Raw genomic sequence first — 11585 nt, 5'->3', positions numbered from 1 at the left:
CGCCCGAGCATTATCAGAGCCTTGTCGGCAGCGGGTCCTTCCGGACAAGGGACCCGGCCGTGACGTTGGGGGTTAAGGATGGGGTACTGGCGGGGACGGGTGGCGCGCCTGGTGGCGGCCACGGCTTTGATGTTGTCGGCCACGATCGCAACGACGGACAGGGCAGCAGCCGATGCCATCGTGCAGACCAAGGGCGACTGGCAGGACAAGTTCCGCCAGTTGGAGGTCGACCTTCCCACCCCCAATACCTACCGCACCGCATCGGGCGCGCCGGGCCATCAATATTGGCAGCAGCGCGCCGATTATCGGATTGAGGTGAAGCTGAACGCCGCCGCCAAGCGCCTGACGGGCAAGCAGAGCGTGCAGTACCACAATAATTCCCCCGATACGCTGCGGTACCTGTGGCTGCAGCTGGACCAGAATATCTACAAGGACAAGTCCATCGCCGAACTGACCCGCACGGCCAGCCCGGCCAAGGATGGCGGCGACCAGATCAGCTATGGCACGCTGGCGCGCGTCCAGGCCCTAAAGGACATCAAGTACGGGATGGAGATCGCCAGCGTCACCGATGATGGGGGGCGCAAGCTGTCTTTCACGGTGGTCGATACCATGATGCGCATCGACCTGCCCCGCCCCCTGGCCCCTGGTGCCTCGGTCGGGTTCAAGGTGGAATGGGCGTACAATATCATCAACCAGGATATTGTCGGCGGGCGCAGCGGGTATGAGCATTTCCGTGACAACAACACGGACCTGTTCTTCATTGCGCAATGGTTCCCGCGCATGGTGGCCTATACCGACTATGCCGGCTGGCAGCACAAGGCCTTTCTGGGCCGCGGCGAATTCACCCTGGAATTCGGCGATTATGATGTCGCCATCACCGTGCCCGCCGACCATCTGGTCAGCGCGTCGGGCGAATTGCAAAATCCGGGCGATGTCCTGACAGCCACGCAGCGCGACCGTCTGGCCAAAGCGGCCAAGGCCGACAAGCCCATGTTCATCGTGACGCCGGAAGAAGCCCTGGCCAACGAGAAGGACACCGACAAGGCGACCAAGACCTGGCGCTTCACGGCCAAGAACGTCCGCGATTTCGCCTTTGCCAGTTCCAACAAGTTCATCTGGGACGCGATGGGGGTGACCCAGGACAATCCGGCGGGCAACCCCGTGCTGGCCATGTCTTTCTATCCGAACGAGGCCGAACCACTCTGGTCGAAATATTCGACCTGGGCCGTGGCACACACGATCAAGACCTACAGCAAATATTCCTTTGCCTATCCGTACCCGACGGCCCAGTCGGTCAATACCTGGGACGGTGGCGGCATGGAATATCCGATGATCACCTTTAACGGATACCGGCCCAATGTCGATAAGAAGACCGGCAAGCGCACCTATACGGCTAATGCCAAATATGGGCTGATCGGCGTCGTCATCCACGAGGTCGGGCATTTCTATTACCCGATGATCGTGAATTCGGACGAACGGCAGTGGAGCTGGATGGATGAGGGCCTGAACACCTTTGTCCAGAATATCGCGCATCTGGAATGGGAGGAGAATTTCGGCGAGCATCGCCGCAATCCCAACCTGCCCGCCGAGATTACCAGCTACATGACCAGCCAGGGTCAGGTGCCGATCATGACCCAGTCGGACTCGGTGCTGCAATTCGGTCCCAACGCCTATACCAAGCCGGCAACAGCGCTGACCATCCTGCGCGAGACGGTGATGGGCCGGGAGTTGTTCGATCATGCCTTCCGCGAGTACTCGCAGCGCTGGAAATTCAAGCGCCCGACCCCGTCCGACTTCTTCCGCAGCATGGAGGATGCGTCGGGCATCGACCTGGACTGGTTCTGGCGTGGCTGGTTCTATACGACCGACCATGTCGATATCGATCTGGCCGGGGTGCGCGAATACCGCATCGCCACCGGCAATCCCGATATCGAGAAGCCGTTGCAGCGCGAGGAATATCGCCGCGACAATGCCGAGCCGCTGGCCCAGGTGCATAACCGCGAGCAGGGTCTGAAAACCCTGCTGGAGCGGGAGCCGGACCTGAAGGATTTCTATAACGAGAATGACAAGTTCACGCCCACCAACAAGGACCGCAACAAGTTCGCGGACATGGTGGAAGGGCTGGACCCGTGGGAGCGTGAGGCGCTGACCCGGGCCGAGAAGGATGGCGACTGGGTCTATTTCGTCGATTTCGCCAATAAGGGCGGTCTGGTCATGCCGCTGCCGCTGCGCCTGACCTATGCCGACGGGACCACGGAGTTCGTGATGATCCCGGCGGAGATCTGGCGCTACAACAGCAAGGCTGTGACCAAGATGCTGATCCGGCCCCGCCAAGTTGTGGGGATCGAGCTGGACCCGCGCCAGGAGATTGCCGACGCCAATGTCGCCAACAACGCCTATCCACGCAAGATCGCCTCGTCCCGTCTGGAGCTTTACAAGATGAAGGATGAGGACAAGGACCTGATGGCCGACATGCTGGTTGAGTTGAAGGCCAAGAAGGACGCGGATGGCAAGGCGGAGCCAGGCAAGGAAGTGCCCCTGACGCCCGCCGGGGGGACGCCGTGACGGCTACGGTGATCGGTCGGCGCCGGGTTCTGGCGCTGGCCGGGTTGGGAATGGTGATGGGCGTGGCGCCGATGGCCCGCGCCCACCGGGCCAAGGCGGCGCTGACCCTGGTCCGGTTTAACCGGACCAGCGGTGTTCTGGAGGTGGAGCACACGCTGCACGCCCATGATGCCGAAATGGCCCTAAACCAGATCGTGAAGATGCCCACGCCCGACCTGTCGCAGTTGGAGGACCGGGCGCGGTTGGCGCTTTATGTCGAAGCACGGTTCGGCCTGACCGTGCCGGGCGGGCCTTCGCTGGCGCTGAAACTGCTGGGGGCGGAGCTGGACGGGGAGGAGGTCCGCGTCTATCAGGAAATGCCCATGACGGCGCCGCCGGACCGGCTGTCGGTGCGCAACATGATCCTGCGCGATGTGTTTCCCGTGCAGATCAATCAGGTGAATTTCGACCTGTATAGCGATCCGGGCCGCATCCGCACCCTGACCTTTCTGGGCGGGGACGGGGAGAAGGATGTGGTGTTGGGGTAAGGCGGTGTTTTGAGCAGCCGTAGGTCAGGTCGAGCCGGTGGCGAGCCCTGACAGAACAGACCTTCGATCCTTTGCAGTCAGGGCTCGGGTCGTAAACGCCCCTCGACCTGACCTACTCCTTGACCCGGCATCCACCAAAGGGCTTCGCATTGACACCGGTATCAATTATTCTCAGCGCGCCAAGAATAAGGGGGATGGGATGCGCGGGATGGAGTTGACGCGGCGGTCGCTGCTGCTGGCCGGGGCGGCGGGGTTGGTGGCGGCGGGGCCGGCGGGTGCGGCCACGGGCAAGGGGCCGGTGGTGAAGACGGTTGCCGGCAAGGTGCGCGGTCGTACCGTCGAGGGTATCCATGTTTTCAAGGGTGTGCGCTATGGCGCCGATACCGCGACGCGCCGGTTTCAGGCCCCGCTGCCGCCGCAGCCCTGGAAGGGGGTGGTGGAGGCGGTGGAGTATGGCAATGCCAGCCCGCAGGGATCGAAGGAGGAGCGGCAGTCGGAGGATTGCCTGTTCCTGAATGTCTGGACGCCGGGCCTGGGCGACGGGGCAAAGCGGCCCATCATGGTCTATATCCATGGCGGCGCCTATGCCAACGGGTCGGGGTCGGACGCGCTTTATGACGGCACGCGGCTGTCCCGGCGCGGCGATGTGGTGGTGGTCACCCTCAATCACCGCCTGAACCTGTTTGGCTATCTCTATCTGGCGCGACTGGGCGGGCTGGATGATCCGCGCTTTGCCGACAGTGGCAATGTGGGCCAACTGGACCTGATCCTGGCCCTGCAATGGGTGCGGGACAATATCGCGGCCTTCGGCGGTGATCCCGGCAATGTCATGCTGTTCGGGCAGTCGGGCGGCGGGGCCAAGATCGCCACCCTGATGGCCATGCCGGCGGCGCGCGGCCTGTTTCACAAGGTTGCCACCATGAGCGGGCAGCAGGTGACGGCGGGCGGCCCGCGCAACGCCACGTCCCGCGCTGTGGCGGTCCTGAAACAACTGGGGCTGAGTGCCGACAGGGCGGGGGCGGAAGCGCTGCTGACGATGCTGGTGGAACAGCTGAAGGCCGGGCTGAAGGCGGTGGACCCGGTGGCGGGCTCGGGCGGTGTCTATGCCGGCCCTGTCCTGGATGGGCGCAACCTGCCGCGCCATCCCTTCTTCCCCGACGCGCCGGCGATGTCCACCGATATCCCCATGATCATCGGCAATACCCATGACGAGACGCGCAACCTGATCGGCGGAGGCGATGCGTCGACCTTCACTCTGACCTGGGAAGCATTGCCGGAGAAGCTGTTCCCCGCCATGCGGGTGGATATCGCGCCGGAGATTGTGATTGCCGAGTACCGTCGGCTTTACCCGCATTACAGCCCGTCGGACGTATTCTTTGCCGCCACCACGGCGGGCCGGTCCTGGCGCGGGGCGGTGGAGGAACTGGAGGCGCGGGCCAAGCAGGCGCCGGGGGCGGCACCTACCTGGGCCTATCAACTAGATTTCCCCTCCCCGCGCGATGGCGGCAAATGGCGCGCGCACCATATGCTGGATATCCCGCTGGCCTTCGACAATGCCAGCTTGCCCGGCAGCCCTACGGGCGACGGTGTGGAAGCGCAGACAATGGCAGGCCGGCTAGCCGATGCCTTCATCGCGCTGGCCCGCAAGGGCGACCCCAACCATCCGGGCCTGCCGGCCTGGGCACCCTATGACCTGTCGCGGCGGCAGACCATGGTGCTGAATACGCAATGCCGGCTGGTGGATGATCCGCGCGGGGCGGAACGCCGGCTGTTCAGCGCGGTGCCGTTTGTGCAGTTCGGCACGTAATGCGGGCAAGCCGGGATGACGAGAGAGATGGCTTCATTCACCCGGTAGCCCCGCCCAGATGGCCTTCACCTGTGCCGCCATGCCCATCAGGTCCAGCGGTTTGGTGATGACACCGACAGCACCCAGTGCCAGCAATTCGGCGCGCTCGGCGTCGGTATCCTTGGCGGTAACGAACAGCACGGGCAGGGAAGCCGTGAAGTCGTCGGCGCGCAGGGCCGCAAGGGTGCCGGGGCCGTCAAGTCCTGGCATCACCACATCCAGCAGCACCATCTGTGCCTGACTGACCCTGGCCAGCATCGGGGCCTGCGCCCCATCGGCGCACAGCGTCACCGCCAGCCCGCCGACGGTGCCCAAGGCCAGTTCGGCCATGGATCGCAGGTCGGGGTCATCATCAACATAAAGGACCCGGCAGAGTTCCGTCATTCCGTCTCCAACCCAACCTTTAAGGCAGGTTCTGCACCTCGACAGGCTTATTCGTACCAGCATAGAATGCAATTACAAACCACCGCCTGTTGCTGGACCGTCGATGAGCGATCCGTATCCCTCTGTTTCCGTTGTGACCCGGCAAAGGGAAATTCGTGAACAATATTTGTTGATGCTTCCCGAGCGTCTGGCCGCGCTGGCGCAGGCGGCGGGCGACGCGCGCCGGCTTTCAAGTCTGGCGCATGGCCTGATCGGATCGGCCAGCACCTTTGGCTTCACGGAGCTGGCGGACGCGGCCCGCCAGCTGGATCAGGCCACCCGTGCCCTGGTGGCGGGGGAGGAGGAAGCGGCCACCCGTATCGATGCGGCCCTGGCGCTTGCCCTGCGTCTGGGCGAACAGGTCGCGACCAGCCCGGTTCCCGACATATCGGAGGAGGAAACCAGCGTACGCGCCGAGGAAATCACCGTTTATCTTCTGGAAGATGATCCGGTGCAGGCGCACGAAATGGTGGCGCAGCTCCGCCCCTATGGCTATCACGCCATCGCCTTTGCCGATCCCGACAGTTTCGCCGATGCCGTCCGGACCTGTGCGCCTGAGGCGATGCTGGTCGATATCATCTGCGGCCCCGATACCGATGCCGGCAGCGACATCGTTTCTACCCTGGCGGCGGAAGGGCCGGTGCCGCCCGCTATCTTCCTGTCGGGCCGGGATGATTTCGAGGCGCGGCTGGCGGCGGTGCGGGCCGGTGGCGCCGGGTATCTGGTCAAGCCGGTGGACCCGGCGGTCCTGGCAGAACGGCTGGACCAGATCATCGGGCGCGACAGTGCCCGGCCCTATCGCGTGCTGCTGGTCGATGATGACCCCCTGGTCGCCGCCGAATATGCAACGGCGCTGGGCGCGGCCGGCATGGAGGTGGAGGTTCTGGGCGATCCGGTGCGGGCCATCGGCCATATCCGCCGCTTCCTGCCCGATCTTTTGCTGCTGGATAACCGCATGCCGGGCTGTTCGGGTCTGGAACTGGCCGCCGTGCTGCGTCAGCAGGAAGGGATGCTGTCGCTACCCATCCTGTTCCTGACGGCGGATGAGGAACTGACCGACAAGCGGTTGGCGCTGGACCTGGGGGCCGAGGATTTGCTGCGCAAGCCGATCAAGACCCCCAAGCTGGTGGAACAGGTGCGCGCCCGCGTGCGCCGCGCCCGACAGCTTCAGGCCATGATGGCGCGCGACAGCCTGACGGGTGCCCTGAACCATGCAATGGTGCAAGAACATCTGGCGACCGAGGTGGCGCGGGCGCGGCGAGAAGGTGTGCCTCTGTCCTTTGCCATGATCGATGTCGACAGGTTCAAGCGGGTCAATGACGAGCACGGGCATGCGGCGGGTGACCGGGTGCTGCGGTCGCTGTCACGCCTGCTGCGTCAGCGGCTGCGCCGCAGCGACATTGTGGGCCGGTATGGGGGCGAGGAATTTGCCGTCATCCTGCCCCGCACCAACCCGCAGGAGGCGGCCCTCATCCTGGATAATCTGCGCAAGGCCTTTCATGCCGTGGGTTTCCGTGGGGCTGATGACAAGCTTTTCCATATCACCTATAGCGCCGGCGTGGCTGGCCTGACCGAGACGGGCGATCTGGCATCCCTCAACCTTTCCGCCGATGCCGCGCTGTATTTCGCTAAGCGGGCCGGGCGCGACCGCGTGCATGTTTCCGGCTCCATCTCCGCCTCTGCATAAGCCTTTCCTGGCATTCGGGGTGGCAACCGCCGATAGAAGTGCTTAAAAGGAAAGGGAGGGCCCGCAACCGTGCGGGTGCAAGGGTGTAGCCGGGGCAAGGGGCCGGATGAGCACAGAGGCGCCACATCTGCTGATCGTGGAGGACAGCCCCACGCAGGCATTGCAGATGGAAATAACGCTGGCCGCCCAGGGCTGGACCGCAGATGTATGCGCCACAGCCGAGGATGCCCTTGAAAAGCTGAACGGCGCCCTACCGGATGCGCTGCTGGTCGATTACCACCTGCCGCGCATGAGCGGGGATGAGTTCATCCGCCGTGTCCGCCTGAATGTCCGCACGCGCCAGCTACCCATCATCATGTTGACCGATGAGGTGACGGCAGAGGCGGAGTTCCGGGGCATCGAAAGCGGTGCTGACGCCTATGTCCGGAAATCTGCCGACAGCGATCTGCTGCCGGCCCGCATCAATGCCCTGCTGAAACGCCGACCGGGGACGGATTTCCATGCCTCGGCCCAGGCGCTGCGGCAATGTCGGCTGATGATCGTCGATGACAGCCCCACTTTCCTGGAATTCCTGCGCGGGATTCTGGAGGAGGAGGGGCATGATGTCGTTCCGCTTCTGTCGGGCAAGGAGGCACTGGAACGGGCGGAAACGGAAAGTTTCGACTGCATCATCGTCGATCTGAACATGCCGGAGATCGACGGGGTGGAACTGTGCGGCCGCCTGGACGGCGTGCGGCGGCGGCGCGAGGAACTGTTCCAGATCGTCATGCTGACGGCCAGCGACAGCAAGACCGACCTGATGCGCGGGCTGGAGGCTGGGGCCGACGACTACGTCACCAAATCCAACGATATCGAGATCATCAAGGCGCGCATCCGCGCCCTGCTGCGGCGCAAGCTGCTGCATGAGGAAAACCTGCGTATTTCCATGGAGTTCCGCGCCAAGGAGCGGGAACTGGAACGCGCGCATGAGGATAAAAGGCTGGTGGAGGCGCGGGCGGCCCTGGCCGACGCCCTGGAAAAGACCAACCGCGAGCTGACCCAGGCGCAGGTGGAACTAACCCGCGCCAAGGATCAGGCGGAGGCAGCCAACCGCGCCAAGTCCGAGTTCCTGGCCAATATGAGCCATGAACTGCGCACGCCGATGAATGGCATCATCGGCATGAACACCTTGCTGCTGACCACGGCCTTGACGCCCGAACAGCGGCATTCGGCGGAACTGGTGGGGTCATCGGCCAAGCTGCTGCTGAGCCTGCTGAACGATATCCTGGATATTTCCAAGCTGGAGGCCAATCAGGTCACGCTGGAACATATCGAATTCGATGTGGCCAAGCTGTTCGAGGAGACGGCCCTGCTGATGGCGCCGAAGGCCGCCGAGCATGGGATCGAGCTGGTCCTGGATATCGACCCGTCGGCCCGGCGCACCGCCGTCAGCGACCCCACCCGTATCCGGCAAGTGGTGCTGAACCTGATCGGCAACGCCATCAAGTTCACGGCCAAGGGCGGTGTCACGGTCAGCGTTGCGGTGCATGAGGGGGCGGGCGGCATCCTGACCCTGGATACGCAGGTCATTGATACCGGCATCGGCATCCCTCCCGATGCCGTGAACCGGCTGTTCGAGAAATTCGTGCAGGCCGACAGTTCCGTCAGCCGGCGGTTCGGCGGCACTGGCCTGGGGCTGGCTATCTGCCGGGAGACGGTGGGTCTGCTGGGTGGGCGCATCGGGGTGGAAAGTACCGTCGGCGCGGGATCGACCTTCTGGTTCACCATCGCGCTGGCGGCGGCGGAAGAGGCGGCGGTGCATCCGGCCCCGCTGCCCGATCTGGCCGGGAAACTGGCCCTGCTGCTGGTGCCGGAAGGGATCGTGCGGGCGCCGTTGGCCCGTGAATTGTCGCGCCTGGGCCTGCGGGTGCGGGTGGAGGAAACCGACGACGGGGTGGCGGAGATCGCGGCGGATCTGCTGTCGCCCGACATCGTGCTGCTGGACCTGGGTGTAGTGGCGGAAGCCGGGACCGGCGTGGCGCAGCGGCTGCGCGGGATGCTGCCCCGGGCGCGGCTGATCATGCTGCGGTCCATGACGGGGGTGGCGGCGGGGCCGGCGGCCATCAATGCCACGCTGGACAAGCCTGTGCTGCGCCAGGACCTGATCGCGGTGCTGCGCGGTGGGCAGCCTGTCACGGTTGCCGAGAAACCGGTGCCGGCACCGCCCACCGGCGCCGTTGTGGCGCTGGCCGGTGAAGGGGCGCGCATCCTTCTGGCCGAGGATAATTATGTGAACCAGCAGGTGGCGCTGCATATGCTGACCGGGGCTGGCCACCGTGTCGATGTCGCCAACCATGGCGGGGAGGCGGTGGCGGCGCTGGAGGCGCGGGATTACGATCTGGTGCTGATGGATGTGCAGATGCCTGTCGTTGACGGGCTGGAGGCCACCCGCCGCATCCGCGCCCTGGGTGGGCCGCGCGGCGGCATCCCCATCATCGCCATGACGGCCAATGCCATGACGGGGGTGGAGGCTGAATACCGCGCGGCGGGCATGGATGATTACATCTCCAAGCCCGTGGAATATCAGGAATTCCTGGCCAAGGTACGCGCCTGGCTGGACCGCCGCCGCGCAGCGGGGGCCGCCGCCGCCCTGGCGGAACCGGCAGTGACGGTGGAGGCCGGCGACCTGGATCTGGTCACCGTCCGCCAGTTGCGGGAGATGATGGGGGCCGCCGCCTTTGAGCGGCTGCTGGGCCAGTTCCTGGATAACTCCCGCGCCCGTCTGGACCGTATCGGCAAGGCACTTGATGGCGGGGATAAGGTGGCCCTGGGCCGCGATATCCACGATATGATCAGCACCTCCGGCGGGTTCGGGTGCAAGGCGCTGGTCCGGCTGGGCCGTGATCTGGAACAGGCCCTGCGCGAGGCGGACATGGACGCCGTGGGAAGGCTTGGCGCCCAGCTTCTGGCCCTGGCGCCCGCGACCTGGGACAGGCTGGCGGCGGCGGTGCGCACGGCGGCGTAGGGTGTGTTGCCGTTGACCGGTGTCGGGTACCGGCGACTGTTGAGATCACTATCCCTTTGAAGGTCCTGTTTCAAACCCCGTCACTGCATCCGGTCCGCCCGGCGTCCCAGGAAAGCCTGTATCCGGCCATGCCGTTCGGCGTTCAGGCTGTAGCCGGCGACCGCCAGCATTGACAGGCCCAGGCCGAGAACGGGGGCGAGGCCGGCCAGCAGGCGGAAGCCCGTCAGGGTGCCTTGGGCCTGTACGGCGCCCGGTGCATAGCCGACACCGTCAAGCGCCAGCCCGCCCAGAAACGCGGAGCCGCCCAGGGCCAGTTTCAAGATCAGGGAGGCAAGGCCATAGACCTTGGCCTCGTCCCGGCGGCGGTGGCGCCAATGGGCGTAATCCACGGCGTCGGGCAGCATGGACCACATGGCCACGGCATGCGCTGCATGGCCAAAAAAGATCAGCGTCAGGCAGGCCAGCGTCAGCCAGAGGCTGCCCGGCGGGGTGAAGGCCAGGGCGATGCCGCCCGCGATGACCATGGCGCTGCCCACCTGCCAGGAGATGCCCTTGGACCAGGATCGCGCAACCCAGACCCAGGCCGGCACGGCGGCGATGCCGGCGGCGGAAAACCATGTCAGGGCCTGGACCGTCAGGGTGGCATCGCCGCCCAGATCATATTTCAGCAGGAAGGGCACATTGCGCATCAGCAGGCCCAGCGACAGGTGCAGCGCCACCGTGGCCGCCAGCAGTCGCAGCAGCGGCCCGTTGCGCAGCACACCGCGCATGAAGCCACCAAGATCGGCGCGCAGGCCCAGATGCACCGGTTCCGCCACCGTGACCGGTGGCGGCAGTTCACGCACCGACAGGGCGCAGGCAACATGGGCCAGCACGGCCAGGGCGCCGATACAAGCCGCCGCCTGACTGTAGCTGTCGAACCAGCCGGCCAGCAGCGGCAGCAGGGCCGAAACGGAGGTGGAGCCGGCAAAGGCCAGCAGCATACGCCAGCCCGTCAGGCTGGCCCGTTCGTCGCTGTCCCGCGTCATGGCGGCGGTCAGCGAGGAATAAGGGATGGCCACCACCGCGTAACAGGTGCGCAGCAGCATGTGCGTACCGGTCGCGAACAGCATCATCCCCGCCGATCCCGCCACCAGGAAGGCGGGTGGCGAAAAGCAGAGCCAGAAGGCGAAGGCCAGCGGCACAGTGCCGAACAGGATGAAAGGCCGGTAGCGGCCCATCCGTGTCCGCGTGCGGTCGGAAATGATGCCCATCAGCGGGTCCATGCCCGCATCCCAGACGGACGCGATCAGATAGGACAGCCCGGCATCCATCGCCGACAGGCCCAGCGCATCCATCTGAAAAAACAGAATGAACAGCAGCAGCGACTGCCAATAAAGGTTGAGGCCGAAATCGCCCACGGCATAGCCGATCTTGGCCTTGAGACCCAAAGTCCGCATGGTCGCCCGCTTGAACCCTCCCGGTGCCCGGTTTGCTACCGGACTTAGGGGCGGACGTTACGCGGTCGGCAAGGCTTGGTCGAGGGGGCATTTA

Annotated in this window: 7 protein-coding genes; 5 read left to right on the top strand and 2 right to left on the bottom strand. The window is 65.0% G+C overall.

The window, feature by feature from the left end:
- The first annotated feature begins 78 nt into the window (after positions 1-78).
- The 3 genes from ACT6Q8_RS16315 (at position 79) to ACT6Q8_RS16305 (ending at position 4899) form a co-directional block, all read left to right on the top strand.
- Entirely contained in the window at positions 79-2565 is a 2487-nt protein-coding gene (locus ACT6Q8_RS16315) for a M1 family metallopeptidase (protein ID WP_444733018.1), read from the top strand.
- Positions 2562-3092 (top strand): DUF6702 family protein, encoded by a 531-nt coding sequence (locus ACT6Q8_RS16310; protein WP_444733017.1) that lies wholly within the window; start codon positions 2562-2564, stop codon positions 3090-3092. The genes ACT6Q8_RS16315 and ACT6Q8_RS16310 overlap by 4 nt, the downstream gene beginning before the upstream one ends.
- Positions 3093-3300: 208 nt before the next feature.
- Positions 3301-4899 carry a carboxylesterase/lipase family protein gene (locus tag ACT6Q8_RS16305; protein WP_444739403.1) on the top strand — a complete coding sequence of 533 codons (1599 nt, stop codon included), beginning with the start codon at positions 3301-3303 and terminating at the stop codon, positions 4897-4899.
- A 33-nt stretch (positions 4900-4932) separates the two neighbouring features.
- On the opposite strand, the gene ACT6Q8_RS16300 is transcribed toward ACT6Q8_RS16305, so the two are convergent.
- The gene (locus ACT6Q8_RS16300) at positions 4933-5322 is read right to left on the bottom strand and encodes a response regulator (protein WP_054169955.1); all 390 of its coding nucleotides are present in this window, start codon (positions 5320-5322) and stop codon (positions 4933-4935) included.
- Between the two features lie 103 nt (positions 5323-5425).
- Between ACT6Q8_RS16300 and ACT6Q8_RS16295 the strand changes: the two genes are divergently transcribed.
- Together ACT6Q8_RS16295 and ACT6Q8_RS16290 are read left to right on the top strand one after the other, a co-directional pair.
- Positions 5426-7048 (top strand): diguanylate cyclase, encoded by a 1623-nt coding sequence (locus ACT6Q8_RS16295; protein ID WP_444733015.1) that lies wholly within the window; start codon positions 5426-5428, stop codon positions 7046-7048.
- Between the two features lie 106 nt (positions 7049-7154).
- Complete coding sequence (locus ACT6Q8_RS16290) at positions 7155-10052, top strand: response regulator (RefSeq protein WP_444733014.1); 2898 nt, start codon at positions 7155-7157, stop codon at positions 10050-10052.
- An 80-nt stretch (positions 10053-10132) separates the two neighbouring features.
- Here ACT6Q8_RS16290 and ACT6Q8_RS16285 read toward each other — a convergent pair whose 3' ends face one another.
- Entirely contained in the window at positions 10133-11491 is a 1359-nt protein-coding gene (locus ACT6Q8_RS16285; protein WP_444733013.1) for an MFS transporter, read from the bottom strand.
- Between the last annotated feature and the right edge of the window lie 94 nt (positions 11492-11585).

Origin of the sequence: Niveispirillum sp., from assembly GCF_052437035.1 — a bacterium.
In the GTDB taxonomy this organism is placed as follows: Bacteria; Pseudomonadota; Alphaproteobacteria; order Azospirillales; family Azospirillaceae; genus Niveispirillum.
This window is presented reverse-complemented; position numbering and strand designations above follow the sequence as displayed.

Coding starts and splice junctions, on each gene's coding strand:
- ACT6Q8_RS16290 (WP_444733014.1), top strand. CDS start 7,155: ATGAGCACAGAGGCGCCACATCTGCTGATCGTGGAGGACAGCCCCACG.
- ACT6Q8_RS16295 (WP_444733015.1), top strand. CDS start 5,426: ATGAGCGATCCGTATCCCTCTGTTTCCGTTGTGACCCGGCAAAGGGAA.
- ACT6Q8_RS16300 (WP_054169955.1), bottom strand. CDS start 5,322: ATGACGGAACTCTGCCGGGTCCTTTATGTTGATGATGACCCCGACCTG.
- ACT6Q8_RS16315 (WP_444733018.1), top strand. CDS start 79: ATGGGGTACTGGCGGGGACGGGTGGCGCGCCTGGTGGCGGCCACGGCT.
- ACT6Q8_RS16285 (WP_444733013.1), bottom strand. CDS start 11,491: ATGCGGACTTTGGGTCTCAAGGCCAAGATCGGCTATGCCGTGGGCGAT.
- ACT6Q8_RS16305 (WP_444739403.1), top strand. CDS start 3,301: ATGGAGTTGACGCGGCGGTCGCTGCTGCTGGCCGGGGCGGCGGGGTTG.